Annotated in this window: 14 protein-coding genes; 6 read left to right on the top strand and 8 right to left on the bottom strand. The window is 70.4% G+C overall.

Going from position 1 to position 15023, the window contains the following annotated elements:
• Nucleotides 1-42: 42 nt before the first annotated feature.
• From ACFWX1_RS34320 to ACFWX1_RS34295, 6 genes are all read right to left on the bottom strand, one after another.
• Entirely contained in the window at nt 43-1239 is a 1197-nt protein-coding gene (locus ACFWX1_RS34320; RefSeq protein ID WP_378393926.1) for a cytochrome P450, read from the bottom strand.
• Nucleotides 1236-2537, bottom strand: a complete 1302-nt coding sequence (locus ACFWX1_RS34315; protein ID WP_378393925.1) for a methylaspartate mutase — start codon at nt 2535-2537, stop codon at nt 1236-1238. Before ACFWX1_RS34315 ends, ACFWX1_RS34320 begins: the two co-directional genes overlap by 4 nt.
• Nucleotides 2534-3013: a cobalamin B12-binding domain-containing protein gene (locus tag ACFWX1_RS34310; RefSeq protein ID WP_378393923.1), complete on the bottom strand. Its 480-nt coding sequence runs from the start codon at nt 3011-3013 to the stop codon at nt 2534-2536. The genes ACFWX1_RS34315 and ACFWX1_RS34310 overlap by 4 nt, the downstream gene beginning before the upstream one ends.
• Nucleotides 3010-4260 carry a type III PLP-dependent enzyme gene (locus ACFWX1_RS34305; RefSeq protein ID WP_378393922.1) on the bottom strand — a complete coding sequence of 417 codons (1251 nt, stop codon included), beginning with the start codon at nt 4258-4260 and terminating at the stop codon, nt 3010-3012. Before ACFWX1_RS34305 ends, ACFWX1_RS34310 begins: the two co-directional genes overlap by 4 nt.
• The gene (locus tag ACFWX1_RS34300) at nt 4257-5744 is read right to left on the bottom strand and encodes an AMP-binding protein (RefSeq protein ID WP_378393921.1); all 1488 of its coding nucleotides are present in this window, start codon (nt 5742-5744) and stop codon (nt 4257-4259) included. The genes ACFWX1_RS34305 and ACFWX1_RS34300 overlap by 4 nt, the downstream gene beginning before the upstream one ends.
• A gap of 884 nt (nt 5745-6628) precedes the next feature.
• Nucleotides 6629-8161, bottom strand: coding sequence for an AMP-binding protein (locus ACFWX1_RS34295; RefSeq protein ID WP_378393920.1), 1533 nt, complete (start codon nt 8159-8161; stop codon nt 6629-6631).
• A gap of 122 nt (nt 8162-8283) precedes the next feature.
• Here ACFWX1_RS34295 and ACFWX1_RS34290 point away from each other — a divergent pair, with 122 nt between their 5' ends.
• Entirely contained in the window at nt 8284-8532 is a 249-nt protein-coding gene (locus ACFWX1_RS34290) for an acyl carrier protein (RefSeq protein ID WP_378393919.1), read from the top strand.
• Between the two features lie 34 nt (nt 8533-8566).
• On the opposite strand, the gene ACFWX1_RS34285 is transcribed toward ACFWX1_RS34290, so the two are convergent.
• Nucleotides 8567-9529, bottom strand: coding sequence for an ACP S-malonyltransferase (locus ACFWX1_RS34285; RefSeq protein ID WP_378393918.1), 963 nt, complete (start codon nt 9527-9529; stop codon nt 8567-8569).
• Nucleotides 9530-9535: 6 nt separating this feature from the next.
• Complete coding sequence (locus ACFWX1_RS34280; protein ID WP_378393917.1) at nt 9536-10531, bottom strand: proline iminopeptidase-family hydrolase; 996 nt, start codon at nt 10529-10531, stop codon at nt 9536-9538.
• A gap of 224 nt (nt 10532-10755) precedes the next feature.
• Here ACFWX1_RS34280 and ACFWX1_RS34275 point away from each other — a divergent pair, with 224 nt between their 5' ends.
• The 5 genes from ACFWX1_RS34275 (at nt 10756) to ACFWX1_RS34255 (ending at nt 14898) form a co-directional block, all read left to right on the top strand.
• Nucleotides 10756-12024, top strand: a complete 1269-nt coding sequence (locus ACFWX1_RS34275) for a nucleotide disphospho-sugar-binding domain-containing protein (RefSeq protein WP_378393933.1) — start codon at nt 10756-10758, stop codon at nt 12022-12024.
• A gap of 28 nt (nt 12025-12052) precedes the next feature.
• Complete coding sequence (locus ACFWX1_RS34270; protein ID WP_378393916.1) at nt 12053-12847, top strand: FkbM family methyltransferase; 795 nt, start codon at nt 12053-12055, stop codon at nt 12845-12847.
• Nucleotides 12848-12918: 71 nt separating this feature from the next.
• Nucleotides 12919-13716 carry a thymidylate synthase gene (locus ACFWX1_RS34265; RefSeq protein ID WP_378393915.1) on the top strand — a complete coding sequence of 266 codons (798 nt, stop codon included), beginning with the start codon at nt 12919-12921 and terminating at the stop codon, nt 13714-13716.
• Nucleotides 13713-14171 carry a dihydrofolate reductase gene (locus ACFWX1_RS34260; RefSeq protein WP_378393914.1) on the top strand — a complete coding sequence of 153 codons (459 nt, stop codon included), beginning with the start codon at nt 13713-13715 and terminating at the stop codon, nt 14169-14171. Before ACFWX1_RS34265 ends, ACFWX1_RS34260 begins: the two co-directional genes overlap by 4 nt.
• Nucleotides 14172-14331: 160 nt before the next feature.
• Nucleotides 14332-14898 carry a YbhB/YbcL family Raf kinase inhibitor-like protein gene (locus ACFWX1_RS34255; RefSeq protein ID WP_378393912.1) on the top strand — a complete coding sequence of 189 codons (567 nt, stop codon included), beginning with the start codon at nt 14332-14334 and terminating at the stop codon, nt 14896-14898.
• Nucleotides 14899-15023: the final 125 nt, after the last annotated feature.

Here is a 15023-nt window from a genome sequence, read left to right as displayed (position 1 = left end):
GGCACCCCTACCGGCCCCAGAAGTCCCCGACGAAAGGGGTGTTCACCAGGCGACGGGCAGCAGCGACGGCCCGCGCACGATCACCCCGAACTTCCACTCGACGCCCTCGGGCCCGTCCGCGAACCGCAGGTTCGGGAAGCGTTCGAGCAGCGCGCCCAGCGCCACCTGCAGCTCCAGCCGGGCCAGCTGCGCGCCGATGCAGTGGTGTGGCCCGAAGCCGAACGTCAGATGCGGGTTCTTCTTGCGCGTCAGGTCGATGCGCTCCGGGTCCTCGAACACCTCGGGGTCGCGGTTGGCCGCGTGCAGGGCGGTGAGCACCGGATCGCCCATCCGCACCAGGGTGTCCCCCAGCTTGACGTCCTCCAGCGCGTACCGGGCGAACATCGCCGCGGTGTTGATCGGCACGTAGCGCAGCAGCTCCTCGACCGCCGACGGCAGGAGTTCCGGCTTGCTGCGCAGCAGCGCCAGCTCGTCCGGATTGGTCAGCAGCGTATACACGAAGCTCGGCAGCGCCGAGGAAACCGTCTCGACCCCGCCGGTGAGCAGCCCGGCCCCGGCGATGGAGATGAGCTCGTCCTCGCTCAGCTTGTCACCGGCGTCGCGCGCGGTCACGAGCGCGCCCAGCAGGTCGTCGGTGGGTTCCACGCGGCGCTTGGCGATCTGCTCGGCCATGTAGTCCGCGAGCGCGTCGCCCGCGGTGTGCAGCACGTCGCCCTTCGCGGTCGCGTCGTTCGTCAGTGCCTCGGTCCACTCGCGGAAGATCTTGTGATCCTCGAACGGGACGCCGAGCAGCTTGCAGATGACCGACACCGGCAGCGGCCGCGCGAAGTCCTCGACGAGGTCGGCGGGCTGTCCTTTTTCGACCATCGTGTCGATCAGCCCGGTGGTCATAGCGGTGACGTCGGCGCGCATCTTCTCCACCTTGCGCGCGGTGATCGCCTTGCCCGCGAGCCTGCGCAGCCGGGCGTGGTCGGGCGGGTCCATGCCCATCAGGCCGTCGTCGGCCAGCTCGCGCCGCATCCGCGGCTGGTCGAGCCCCTGCGCGACGGCGCGGCTGAACCGCGGGTCGGTCAGCACCGTCTTGACGTCGTCGTAGCGGGTCGCCAGCCAGGACGGCTCGCCGTGCGGCAGCTGGACCCGGCACACCGGCTCGGTGCGCTGCAACTCCGCGTAGCGCGGGGAAACCTCCGTCTCCCGCATCTCGAACGGGTACTCGTGGACTTGCCTGCCGGTCGTCATCGCAGCTCTCCTTTCACGGTCATTCGGTCGTCACCGACGGCGCCACGCGACCCGGCCGCCAGCACGGGCCCGTCGAACTCCTGCTGCACGAAGGACAGCGCGCGCATCAGGCTCGCCGCGGTCACCGCGGGCGCCTGGCCCGCCTCGGCCACCCCGGCCAGCGGCATCGAGCCGAGCGTGGACCAGCCGAGCCTGCCTTCGGCGTCGATGTTGCTGCGGCTGCGCCCGGCGTTGTCGGGGTGCAGGCAGTAGGGGACGTCGAGCAGCCCGCGACGGAAAGCCAGCAGCAGCGCCCGCCCGATGTCCTCGTGCCCGTTCAGCACGGCGTCGACGAACGCGTAGGCCTCGCGGTAGACCTGTCCGCCGTCAGGGTCGACGCCTGAGGCCACCGAGGATCCGCGGGCGACGCGGGCCGCGTGTTCGAGCGCCTCGATGTTCTCGGCGACGGTCGGGATCCGGTGGGCCTCCGCGACCGTCTTCACGATCAGCCGCTCCGACCCGGTGCTCACCGCCAGTTCCGCGGCCCTGGCGAGCAGCGCGAGGGAGCCCTCCGGCGTCGTCGGGTACAGGCCCATGTAGCCGTAGACCACGACGTGCCAGTCCGCGCCGGGCAGCAACTCCGTGCACAGCCTGCGCAACGCGTGGATCGCTTCCTGGTCCTGCGCCAGGTTGATCTGCTGCGCGTAGCTCACGGAGATGTCCCGGACGCCGTGGCGGTAGAAGAACAACGCTTCGAGCACGCTGATCGCGACCAGCTGGCTCGGCGGGCAGAGCTGGCCCATCATGCAGCCGCCGAACGTCTCCAGATGCGGCTCGACGCCGGTTTCCCGGATCCGCAGCAGCAGTTCGCAGCATTCGGCCCAGTTGCGCACGGACTCTTCCAGCGGGGTGCGGCCGTAGGGCAGGCAGTAGGACACCGGGCCGCCCTCGGTGGCGTGCAGGCCGGTCGCCGCCAGCGCGCCGAAGATGCGTTGCGGGCGCGCGGATCCGTGCCGCACCTGGACCGGATAGTCCACATCGGACACACCGTCGAGCATCAGCCGGGTGACCTCGGGATGGTGGGTGACGATCGGATACCCGTTGAGCCCGATTCCCTCCCGCAGCGCCGTTTCCGCCGATTCCAGATCGCCGACGCGGGTGTAGCTGTCCAACGTGATCGTGCCGACGGTGACGGCGTCGGCGTTCCTGGTCGCGACGAGCCCGGCCCGCATCTGCTCGGGCCTGCCGAAGCCCATCCGCGGCTGCACCACGAGCGACCCCGCCCGGTGCGTGCGCCGCACGAACTCGCCGAAACTCACGACGCGGCCCCGGCCGTGATGGAGCCGACGAAGCGGCGGAACGACAGCACCCCTTCCGCACCGTCGTCGAACACGGCGTCGAACCCGGCCGAGAGCAGGTCTTCGAGATGGCTTTCGCTTTCCCCGCCGGTGATCCCGAGCTTGCCGCCGATCACCACGGGCACGTTCACGAGACGTTCGTCCGCGCGCAGCCGCCGGATCAGGTGCAGCCCGTCCTGGTAACCGTGCCCGTTGACGCTGCTGATCACCACCAGCGCGGGCCGCAGCTGGAGCGTTTCGGAGATCAGCACTTCCTCCGGGACGCACGGGCCGAGGTTCACCACCTCGTGGCCCAGCTCCTCGATCAGCAACTGGAGGAAGACCAGGTTCCAGGTGTGCGCGTCGGAACGGACCCCGCTGACGAGCACCGGACGGTCGCCGGCGGACCGCGGCGCGCACGGCGGGACGGGGACGTCGAGGGACTCGGACGTGCTCACTCCGCCGCGACCCCGCTCGGCTCGGCCCCGCTCGACTCGAAGACGCGGCGCGGTTCGAGCCGGGACACCGACACGACCTCCTCGCCGCGCACCACCAGTTCGGCGGGAGCGGGCCTGCCCAGGAAGGTCAGCAGGCTCGCGGTGACGCCGTAGGCACCGGCGTTCGGGACGGTGAGCAGCTCCCCACCGGACAACTCCGGCAGGTCGATGTCGCGGCCCAGGATGTCGCCAGGTGTACACAGTGGACCGACCAGGCTCGCGACGTCACTGGTGTCGCCGTCCACCTCCACCGACGCGGGCAGCAGCCTGCCGAGGCCGGACAACCCGCCGAGCGTGTTGATCCCGGCGTCGACGATCACGAACTTCCCGCCGCGGCTCTGCTTGACGTTCACCACGCGCGTCAGCAGGGAGCCGCTGTCCCCCACCAGGTAGCGGCCGGATTCGCAGGCCAGCCGCGTCGTGCCGTCCCGCCAGCCCGGCAGGTGCACGTCGAGGCTGCTCTCCAGCTCGGTGCGGAGCTTGTCGTAGACCGCTCGCTCGCCCCGCACCGCGTAAGGGCTGGAGAACCCGCCGCCGATGTCCAGGAACTCCAGCGGGAGACCGACTTCCCGCCCCAGTTCGGCCGCGAGCGCGATCACGTGCTGCATCTCGCCGATCAGGCTCGCCTCGTCCTTGGCGTTGCTCATGGTGAAGAAGTGGGCGCCGACGACCCGGGTCCCGGCGATGCTCGTCAGTTCGGGCATCAGCTCGGGCAGCGTCTCGCTGTCGATGCCGAACTGCGAGGGCTTGCCCATCATCCGCATGCCGGTCGTGGCGCTCGCCGTCAGGGAGTTGATGCGCAGCAACGCTTGCGCGGTGACGCCGAGCCGCACCGCGGCCGCGCCGATGTGCCGCAGATCGCCGAGCGACTCCACGGAGAACATCCGCACCCCGAGGCCGAGCGCGTGATCCAGTTCGCCGTCGGTCTTGCCGGGTCCGGTGTAGAGGCACTCCTCGGCGGCGAAGCCCGCGGACAGGGCCGCGGCGAGTTCACCGGACGAACTGATCTCCGCGCGGCAGGCATGGCTGCCGCCTTCGCGCGTCGCGCGTGCCACCTCGGGGTGGGGGTTGGCCTTGAGCGCGTAGTACAGCTCGAATCCCTCGGGCAGCATGGAGAACAGCTCGTCCCGTGCCACCGCGACGCGGTCGAGGTCGTAGACGTACAGCGGAGTGCCGAAGCGCGCCGCCCATTCTTCGTGCGAGTTCACAGCCCCGCTCCCTCCAGCAGCCGGACGAGTTCCGCGGACGCGTTCTTCCCGTGCGCGGTCAGGGGGAATTCCGCCACCACATGGCAGACGGCCGGGACCTTGGCCGGTTCGAGCCGCCTGGCCAGCTCCCGGAGCACGACGTGCGGTTCGAGATCGGTTTCCACGCACACCGCCAGATCGCGGGTCTCGCCGGGCGGGACGGCGCCCGCGGCGCGGACACCGTCGATGTCCATCGCGGCCGCCTCGATCTCCAGGGTGCTCATCCGCACCCCCTTGCGCTTGAACATGTCGTCGCGGCGGCCCTCGAAGTACAGGTAGCCGTCCTCGTCGAGGCGGCCGTAGTCACCGGTGTGCAGCCGCAGCGCACCGGTCTCGTCGCGCCGGAAGTTGCGCGCCGACAGCTCGGGATCGCGCCAGTACCCGGGCATCACGTGCGGGCCGGTGACCACGATTTCGCCGATCTCGCCGACCGGCAGCTCGCGGCCCTCGTCGTCCAGGATCAGCACCTTCGTCCCGGGCAGCGGCCTGCCGACCGAATCGGGGCGCTCGAGGTCCTCCTCCGGCGGCATGACCGAGATCCGCTTGCACTCGGTCTGGCCGAACTGGCGGACCACGCGGACGCCGGGGAACGCCTCGCGCAGCGCGGTGATGGTGGACGCCGGCAGCGCGGCGCCGGTGTTGGTGAACATCCGGACCGGGGCGGGCGCCTCGCCCTCGCGGGCGGCGAGGGTGGCGATCATCGTGGCCAGCGACGGGACGATCGGCACCACCGTCGCGCCGACCTCACGCATCCGCCGCAGCAGGAGCAGGTCCGACTCGCCGTCGGCCAGCACCAGCTCGGAGCGGCCGAGACAGGCCAGCAGCACCTTGTACAGCCCGTAGTCCCACGACATCGGGAACCGGCAGAACACGACGTCGTCGGGCCGGTAGCCCAGCTCGGCCTGCAGCGCCCGGGACGCGAACGTCATCTGCGCGTGCGGGCAGATGACCCCCTTCGGGGCGGCCGTGCTGCCCGAGGTGTAGAGCAGCGCGGCGATGTCGCCAGGGCGGATCTCCACCGGTGCCGCCCGCTTGCCCAGCTCGCGCAGTCTCGCGATCTCGGGCCAGCACGTAGCCAGCTCGTGCACGGGGGCCTCGGTGACCTCACGCAGCGCGCCCGCCACGGAACCGTCCGCGAGCACCAGCCGGGGCCCGGCACTCGCCAGCACCGCCCGCAGGTGGAACGGCTTCATCCCCGGGTTCAGCGCCACCAGCGTCGCGCCGCGCCGGGACACGCCGAGGAACAGCGCGACCAGCTCGCGGGTGGTCGGCAGCTGGGTGACCACCCGGTCACCCGAGCCGATCCCCTCCGACTCCAGCCACGCGTCGACCGCGTACGTGTATTCGGCGAGTTCGCGATAGATCCATACTCCGGTTTTGTCACGCACCGCCGTCGAATCCGGGGTTTCGGCGACCGCCTCGTCGAGCAGGGAATGCACCGGCATTCCGTTCCGGGAATCGTTCACCACGTCCAAAGCCGCACTCCAGACCACGCGGAAATGTGCGCGCACATTCCGTATCGAGGAATCTATTGCAGCTGTTCCCCGGACATCGTCGACCGGCGGAACATCTGAAAGCATTCACCTGGCATTCACCATGAGCCCCAGTGTTGCCCGGAACGCTACCTGCCACCCGGGGGCCGCCACACCCCTAATCTCCGCCGCTCCGGGTTCCGGCGCGGCGACGCCGCCGGTGCTGGTCGCCGGGTCGTAGGGGCTGCTCGCGGCGGGTCCCGGGTGCGGGTCCCCGGATGCCGCGAACGCTCCGTTCGAGACGCTGAACGTCCCGAACGCGCCGTTCGGGACGGGGAGCCGGCGAGGCCCGAGCGCGGCCTCATGCCGCGAACGCTCCGTAGCGGACGTTGAGCGTCCCGAACGCTCCGTTGCGGACGTGGGCCCGGCGGCCCGAACCCCTGTCGCGAACGCTCCGTTCGCGACGGTGAGCGTCCCGAACGACGCGTTCGGGACATAGCCCGCCGCCGTGCGCGCCCACCGAACCCGGCGGCCGGGGCGCGCTGAAGGGCGCCTTCGACGCACTAGATGCGCTGAAGGCGCCCCTTCAGCACGGCCAACGCACCGAAAGCGCCCTTCAGCACCCGGACCGCCCACGAGGACCCGCCGCGGCCCCACCCTCCACAAAGGACGCACAGCGGCCGGAACGCCTGGTCGGCACCGGTGCGCCGGTCCGTGGGGGCCTCCTCGAGGGACTCTGGGTCCCTTAAGGAGGCCCCCACGGACCACGAACCCCGGCTCCTGCCTGCCCGCTCGCAGAGTGCGGCGGGGCGTCCCTCGGTGCGGCCCCGTTTCCGGGGCAGAGGACCGCTGTGCGGTCAGGGGCCGGCGAGCAGGTCCGCCGCCTTGGCCGCCAGCGCGAGCCGGTCCACCTTGCGGTTGCTGTTCAGCGGGAACTCGGCCAGGTTCCGGTAGTGCTTCGGGATCGTGCCCTCGGGCAGCAGCTCGCGCAGCCGCCGGACCAGGGTCATCGTCGGGATCGGCTCGCCGAGGTAGAACGCGAACAGCTCGGTCCCGTTGTCCCCGGCGACGCCCAGCGTCACCGCGTCGTGGGCACCGCAGGCCCGCAGCGCCTGCTCGACCTCGGCCAGCTCGACCCGCCAGCCCTGCACCTGGACCTGCGAATCGAGCCTGCCGAGATACGCCAGCTCGCCGTCCCCGATCCGCCGGACGCGGTCCCCGGTCCGGTACCAGCGCCGTCCGTCGTGCTCGAGGAAGCGACCCCGTTCGTCCGCCGGATCGAGGTAGCCGGGAGTCAGCTGGGGCCCGGTGACACACAGCTCGCCCTCGTCGTCGGCGAACCCGCCGTCGTCGGCGAGCAGCAGCTGGTCGTGGCCACCGTTCAGCTCGCCGATCGGCACGACGCCGTTGACCGCGAGCGCGGCCGAGGCGTCCGAGAGGCGGTGAGCCGCCACCGTGATGGTCAGCTCCGTGGGGCCGTAGAGGTTCTCCACGATCGAGCCGGGCGCGGCTCGCTGCCAGTCGTCGGCGTCGCGGCACTTCAGTGCCTCCCCCGCGAAGAAGCTCCAGCGCAGGCCCGGCATGACACCGTCGGCCAGCCCGTCGGTCCGGCGCACGAGGTCGATCACGCTCGGGGTGGAGAACCACACGGTCACCCCGTGCTCGGCGAGATACCGCGGCAGCTCCCGGTAGGACTGCGCCGGGATCACCGTGGCCGTCGCGCCGGCACCCCACGCGCAGAACAGGTCGAACAGCGAGCAGTCGAAATTCAGGTCGAAGGTCTGGGAGAACACGTCGTCCGGGGTGAAGTCGTAGCGCGCGTCGAGCAGGCCGAAGTAGTGCCCGGCGTTGCCGTGCGTGATCACCACGCCCTTGGGCCGCCCGGTCGAGCCCGAGGTGAACAGCAGGTAGGCCGGATCGTCCGGGCCCGCCTTGCGCGGCTGGTCGAGGCGATACCGCGGATCGGCGACCAGCGCCGTCCCCGGCCCCGGCTCGCTCTCCGGCGCGAGCACCGCGACGTCGTCCTTCCCGGCCAGCAAGGCCGGCAGGGCCGCGGCATTCGCCTCGTCGACGATCAGCGCGGTCGCGCCCGAGGCGTCGAGCATCTGCCGGGTCCTCGCCGCCGGGAAGTCCGGCCGCAACGGGACCACCGCGGCCCCCGCGTAGAGCGCGGCCAGGATGCCCGCGTACGCGGTGACGCCCTTGGCGGCCAGCACCCCGACCACCCGCGCGTCGGCCCGCACCAGCGCGCCCGCCCAGCACGACGCCAGCTCGTGCGCCCGCGCGTAGGTCATCGACACCGGGCCGACGCGCACGGCCACCCCGTCCGGGGACTTCGCCAGCCCGCGGAGGAACCTGCCGTGCAGACCCTCTCCGGTCACTTCATCCATTACCGACCTCCGCCGTGATTTAGGGGTGCACTTTACGGGGGAAAACCCGGGGCACGCAGTAAACTCCGGAACTGCCCCCGGCGAAATTCGTTGCCGGCTCACCGACCGATTCCGGAGTCATCATGTGGGACACCAAGTTCGAAGACCTGCTGCGCCGTCAGCTGCCTTACCTCGGCGCCGAGGAAAAGCTGGAAGAGGACACGCCGCTTCGTGAATTCGGGCTCGACTCGCTCGCGATGGTCGAACTGCTCTCCGTATTGGAGCGCACCTACGACGTCCGCTTCGAGGACGACGCGCTGACACTGGACACCTTCAAGACGCCGGGCATTCTGTGGAAAACGCTCTCCGGGGTGCTGGAGCCGGCGAACTGACGCCGCCGCCGGGGCGGCGCCGGTTCACCGGCGTTCAGGCGCCGCCCCCGGCAGGCGCCATGCTCCGCCGCCGGGGCCGCAGCGCGAGCCGGGGATCGACGGCCAGCACCTCGAAGTTGTCGGTCGTGCAGGCCACCCTGCCGAACAGGCTGTCCGGGCCCGCGACACAGACCGTGCCGACGCCGAGGTCCTTCAGCGTCGCCACGACGTCGATCCAGCGCATCGGCCGGACGAAACTGTCGAGCAACATCGTGCGCACCCCCTCCGCCGTGCGGAGCACCGTGCCGTCCTGATCGGCCACCATCGGCAGCCGGGGATCGGCCATCGGGAGCGCGCCGAGCACCTCGTCCTCGGCCTTGCGCCGCAGCGCGCCGAACGGGCTCGCGTGCATCGGCGGCCGCATCGTGTAGAGCGAAAACCCGCCGAGGTCACGGATCCGGCGCTGCAGCCATTCGACGTTGTGCTCCCGCAGGGAAACCATGTAGAAGTCGTGGTCGATGTGGCAGGAGATCTCGTGCCACTCGCCGCGCCCGGTCAGCTCGTCCAGTACCTCGTCCAGCTTTTCCCGGGGCGTGCGCACGAACGAATGCGTCACGACGTCCTGGTATTCGGTCGCGAAGTACTCCTCCAGGCAGCGAGCCAGTTTCGCGGTCAGCCACACACCGTCCTCAAAGGACACAGAACCGGCGTGGACGGCCGCGGGCTTCTCCCCGAAACTCGGGCCGGCGCTGACCTGCGGGGTCACCCCGAGTTCTGCCTCCGCCCACTGGGCGAGGGCGACGCAGTTGACCATGAAGGCCACCTGCGCGTACTCGGAATAGTCCCCCGGGGTCTCGCGGAACCGGTCGACCAGCGAGTACCCGAGCCGGTCGCTCGCGGCCGCGACGAGCTTCCTGGCGAACGGGTTGATCAGCATGAACTTGCCGACGTCCGCGAAGCGGGCGGGGCTCATCCCGGGAAAAACCATGGCCGTAGCGGTACGGCTCACCTCGTCCATCGGTGACTACCTCCTCATCGTCTCGGCGTGCTCGGAGGCGGCGGGCACCGGCTGCCCGCCGAGCTGCCCGAGGAACTCCGCGAGCACCGCCCGGAACCGCTCCGGCTCCTCCAGGTTCGGCATATGGCTCGACTCCTCGAAGATCTCCCAGCGGACGTCGGGGATCCGGTCGGCGAACGGCTGCATGGTGACCGGCGTGGCCTCGTCATGGCGACCGGACATCAGCAGCGTCGGCACCGCGATCTCGGCGAGGCAGTTGACCACCGACCAGTCCTTCAGCGTGCCCACGACGTGGAACTCGTTCGGGCCGTTCATCACCGAGTACACAGTGGAGTCGTTCGAGACCTCCATCAGCGACGCGACGTAGTCACGCGGCCAGGGCTGGACCCGGCACACGTGCCGGTCGTAGAAGACGCGCGCGGCACGGAAGTACTCGTTCGAATCCGTGGTGCCCGCGTTCTCGTGCCGGCGCATCGTCGCGTCGACCTCCGGCGGCAGCGCCGCCCGCAGCACCTCCATCTCCTGCCGCCAGAGCAGGTAGGAGGCCGGGGCGTCCGCGATCACCAGCCCGGCCAGCCCGGCCGGTCTCGCCGCCGCGTGCCGCGCGGCGAGCATGCCGCCCCACGAGTGTCCGAGCAGGACGTAGTTGTCCGAGATCCGCAGTCCCCGCACCAGGTTGTCCAGCTCGTCGAGATAGAGCTCGGGGGTGAAGAAGTCGGTGGGCCGGTCGGCCAGCCGGGTCGAACCGCCGTTGCCGAGCTGGTCGTAGTGCACCACCGGCCAGCCGTCGCCGGCGAGTTCGGCCAGGTTCAGCAGGTAGTCGTGGGTGCTGCCGGGACCACCGTGCGCCACCACCAGCGCGGGCCGCCCGGCGCCCGGTGTGCCGGTCACCCGGTACCAGGTCCGGCAGTCGCGGAAGGGCACCCATCCCTGGGCACTGGGCGCCTTGACCATTCCCATCACCTCATCGACACGGCCGTCACGGGCTCTCACCGCGTCCATGTCTAATCGCCGGGGCGCCGCTGGGCCAGCCCCCTTAGGGGCGTCGCGGGGCGGCGGGCGCGCGGAGGATCGCCGCCTCCGCCCGGCCGTCCGCTAGGGGTCCCCAGGCCCGCATTCCCGTCCGGACCCCTAACTTCGCCGTGCGAGCGTTCTTCGGGTTTCCAGCGGGGATCGGCGAATTAGGGTGAAGTCACCGCCAACCATTGGAGACGGCAGTGCGTGTCATGTTGATGGTCTTCCCGACCAGAACCCATATCTACAGCATGGCTCCGGTCGGCTGGGCCTTGCGTGCCGCGGGCCACGAGGTGCGCTACGTGGGCCAGCGCAATCCCTCCGAAGTGGAACCGTTCCTGGAGACCGGGCTCGACGCGATGTGGTTCGGCGGCGACCTCGACCTGGTCCGGCACCGCCATCTCGAAGGGGTCGGCGAGCATCCGATGGGCTCGGAGCACCTGCTGTCCGAAAGCCGCCCGGAGAAGTACACCGACGAATACGTGCGCTCGGTCTACCACACCTGGGTCGAGGGATTCCGGTGGACCGCGCCCGACGCCATGCTCAACGAGATCGTGCGCTTCGCCCGGCACTGGAAGCCCGACCTCGTCGTCTGGGACCCGCTGATGTACGCGGGCCCGCTCGTGGCCAAGGCCACCGGGGCGGCACACGTGCGCATGCTCTACGCCGCGGACCAGACCGCCCGGCTGTTCAAGCAGTACGCGGACCTGCTGAGCAGGCAGCCGCCGGAAGAGCGGCACGACCCGCTGAAGGAATGGATGTCCGAGTGGCTGGCAGGCCAGGGCTGCGAGTTCGACGAGCAGCTGCGCCTCGGCATGGCCACCATCGACCCTTCGCCCGAGTGCATCCGCTACGACCTGGACGTCGACTACATCCCGGTGCGCTTCGTCGCGGTCAACCGGCCGATGGCGGTTCCCCCGTGGGTCGTCGAAGAACCGGAGCGTCCTCGCGTGTGCCTGACGCTCGGCGTGTCCAACCGCCAGGTCCACGGACGTGAGGAGGCCTCGGTGGCGACCCTGCTCGACGGCCTCGCCGACCTGGACGTCGAGGTGATCGCGACGCTGAACGCGGCCCAGCTCGCCACCGTGCCGAAGGTGCCGGACAACGTCCGCGCGGTCGACTTCGTCCCGATGAACGAGCTGCTGCCCAGCTGTTCGGCGATCGTGCACCAGGGCGGCGGCGCGACCATCGGGAACGCCGTGGTGAACGGGGTCCCCCAGCTCATCGTGCCCGGAACGACCTGGAGCGAGCGCATTTCCGCGATTGCCCAGGAGAAACGCGGCTACGGCCTGCTCCTCGACCTCGCCGATCTCACCCCGGACCAGCTGCGGGCGAAGGTCGGGCAGCTGCTCGACGACCCGTCGTTCCGCCGCAACGCGATCGAGGTCCAGCAGGAAGTGCACGCGACGCGGACCCTGCAGGACGTCGTCGGCGATCTGGAGCGGCTCGCGACCGGCTTCGCCACGTCACAGGCGTCTTGAAACCACTGAGGCTAAGGAAAGAACCGACATGAACTCACCGGGTACGACGCAGTTCCAGGAATACGCCCTGCCCGACGGCCGCGTGGTGTCCTGCACCAACAAGTTCAACACCGCGGGGGTGTGGCAGGAGTTTTCCGACGGGCTCTACGCCCGGTGCATCGCCCGGCTGCGGCCCAGTGACACCGTGGTGGACGTCGGCGGGCACATCGGGCTGACCTCGCTGCTGGTCACCGACGCGGTGCCGGACCTGCGCATCATCGCCTGCGAGCCCGCGCCGCCCACCTTCGAATGCCTGGTCCAGAACTTCGAGCGCCACCTGCCGACGGCGATCGCGGTCAACGTCGCGATCGGCACCCAGCCCGGCACGACCACGCTGACCTACTACCCCAACAGCGATGTCATGTCGACGCTGCGGGTCGACGACGAGGACGACCGCCGCAACATCGAGGCGGCGCTCACCAGCTTCGGCGTGAGCGACGAGCGGCAGCGCCAGTTCCACATCGACCGTACGAAGGCGGGCGCCGTCGAGTACCCGGTCAAGGTCATCACCCTGGCGCACCTGTTCGCCGAGTACCAGCTGAAGGAGGTCGGGCTGCTCAAGGTGGACGTGGAACGCGCCGAGCTGGACGTCTTCCGCAGCCTCGGCGACGCCGACTGGCCCGGGATCCGCAACATCATCGCCGAGGTCCACGACGTCGACGGCCAGCTCGCGGAAACGCAGGAACTGTTGCGGGAGAAGGGTTTCCACCTCGACGACCTGCAGCAGGACATGTACGACAGCGGCACCACGCACATGGTCACCGCGACCAGGGACCTCCCCTAGCCGGGTGACGCGCGGCACCGGCCGCGCCGTCCGCGCGTCCCGCCGGAGCCCGGTCGTCTAGGCTCGCGGACATGCCGGACACGCAGTACGAAGATCTGCTCCGCCACGTGCTCGACACGGGTGCCCGCAAGGCCGACCGCACCGGGACGGGCACGCGGTCGGTCTTCGGCCACCAGCTGCGGTACCGGCTGTCCGAGGGCTTCCCGCTGATCACGACGAAGAAGGTCCACTTCCGCTCGATCGCCTACGAGCTGCTGTGGTTCCTGCGCGGCGACGCGAACGTCAAGTGGCTCCAGGAGAACGGCGTCACGATCTGGGACGAGTGGGCCGCGCCGGACGGCGACCTCGGCCCGGTCTACGGCGTGCAGTGGCGGTCGTGGCCGACCCCGGACGGCGGGCACGTCGACCAGATCGCCGAGGTGCTGCGCACGCTGCGCGAGAACCCCGATTCGCGGCGGATCATCGTGTCCGCGTGGAACGTCGCCGACATCCCGCGGATGGCGCTGCCGCCCTGTCACGCGTTCTTCCAGTTCTACGTCGCCGACGGCAGGCTTTCCTGCCAGCTGTACCAGCGCAGCGCGGACCTGTTCCTCGGCGTGCCGTTCAACATCGCGAGCTACGCGCTGCTGACGCACATGATCGCCGGGCAGGTCGGCCTCGGCGTCGGGGACTTCGTCTGGACCGGCGGCGACTGCCACATCTACGACAACCACGTCGACCAGGTCCGCACCCAGCTCGGACGCGAGGCGCGGCCGTTCCCGGCGCTGAGCCTGAAGCCGGCGGAGAGCCTGTTCGACTACACCTACGAGCACATCGCGATCGAGGGCTACGACCCGCACCCCGGCATCAAGGCACCGGTGGCGGTGTGATCGGGGTCGAGTGGGCACAGTCGTCGAACGGCGTCATCGGCCGTGACGGCGCGCTGCCGTGGCATCTGCCGGAGGACCTCAAGCACTTCCGCGCGCTGACCGCGGGCGCGACCGTGCTCATGGGACGCCGCACCTGGGAGTCGCTGCCGCCGCGTTTCCGGCCGCTGCCGGGCAGGCGCAACCTGGTGCTCTCGCGTACGCCGCAGGAAGGCGTCGAGACCTTCCCCGACCTGGCGGAGGCGCTCGCCGCGGTGTCCGGGGACGTGTGGGTGATGGGCGGCGCGGCGGTGTACCGGGCGGCGCTGCCGCTCGCGGACCGGATCGTGGTCACCGAGATCCGGGAGCACTTCGACGGCGACACGTACGCGCCGGACGTCGGCCGCGCGCCGGACTCCACCGGGGAATGGCTGGAGTCCTCGACCGGGCTGCACTACCGGTTCCTGACCTGGGGCTGACGCCGGGCGCTGTCCTCAGCGTGGCCAAGATGGTACATACCTCGGCCACGACGGGCGGTGGTGTTGGCCGCCGGAACCCGGGATGTCACGCTGGTTCCACCGTCCGTGTGCCCTCCGCCACGGACGGCCAAGGAACCACGAACGTCCTCGGGAGCCTCCAGTGAGAAGCACCGGAATCGTGTTGTTCGTCCTGCTCGTCGCGTGCGCCGCCGGGCTCTCCCCCGCCGCCGCTTCGCCGAACGCGTTCACCCTGACCAGCAGCGCTTTCGCCGAAGGCGGCATGATCCCCAAGGTCCACGAATGCACCAGCGGCGGCGGCAACGACCCCGCCAAGAAGAACGAGTCCCCGCCGCTGGCCTGGTCCGGCGCTCCGGGCACCGCCAAGAGCTACGCGATCATCATGCGCGATCTCAGCAACAACAACCTCCTCCACTGGATCATCTACGACATCCCGGTGAGCACGGCCTCGCTCCCCCAGAACGTCCAGCACGCCTACCAGCCCGCGGTCCCCGCGGGAGCCAGGCAGGTCTACTACCGGGGCAGCGCGAGCCTTTTCGGCTATCAGGGACCGTGCTCGCCCACGACGATCAACACCTACGAGTTCGTCGTCTACGCGCTCAACAAGGCATCGCTGACGAACCTGAACGCCAACTCGTCGACGCAGACCGCGGCCAGGGTGATCACCGCGGCCTCGATCGCCACGGCCAGGGTCACCGGCAAGTCGTAGCTCCCCCGGCGTGGGGGGGGGCGCCCCCCCCCCCGCGGGGGGGGGGGGGGCCGCGGGGGGGCGGCCGGGGCGGCGCGGCCCACACGCCCCCACCGGCGAAGAGTCTCTCGCGCCCTCACACCCCC

Origin of the sequence: Amycolatopsis sp. NPDC059021 (genome assembly GCF_042739895.1) — a bacterium.
Classification (GTDB): Bacteria; Actinomycetota; Actinomycetes; order Mycobacteriales; family Pseudonocardiaceae; genus Amycolatopsis.
This window is presented reverse-complemented; position numbering and strand designations above follow the sequence as displayed.